At 37.7% G+C, this 363-nt stretch carries 1 protein-coding gene; it reads left to right on the plus strand.

The window, feature by feature from the left end; translation table 11 throughout:
- Window positions 1–12 precede the first annotated feature (12 nt).
- Window positions 13–111, plus strand: coding sequence for a DUF6366 family protein (locus AOA61_RS32825; RefSeq protein ID WP_368731120.1), 99 nt, complete (start codon window positions 13–15; stop codon window positions 109–111).
- Window positions 112–363 lie beyond the last annotated feature (252 nt).

Genomic DNA, 363 nt, shown 5'->3' on the forward strand with positions numbered 1-363 from the left:
AGCAGTGGTGGTCTGGTCGATTTAGTTGGGAGTTTAGGATGGAAAGGAACAGGAGTCCTTATACTGGTAATTATCATCGTTTTTCTAGTAGTGTCATTTATCAACCATTAAAGTTAATGTGAGGAGGGGTATTTATTAAGAAACTAAAACTAAAGGGGATTTTGTGGCTAATAGTAGTGTTTAACGTATTTTTACTAGCATTGTTCAGAAGTAGGGTGCTGCCCCTACATGAATATGTAGTCACCTTTCTATTTTGGATCATCCCGTTCATACTATTAGCATTATTTATACAAGGCATTAGAGAAGCGCTGAAGGCATGGTAAACAGAAGGACGGTTTTTGCGTTTTCAGGTCAAGTGAAAAC

It is taken from the genome of Pseudomonas sp. 2995-1 (genome assembly GCF_002742505.1).
Classification (GTDB): Bacteria; Pseudomonadota; Gammaproteobacteria; order Pseudomonadales; family Pseudomonadaceae; genus Aquipseudomonas; species Aquipseudomonas sivasensis.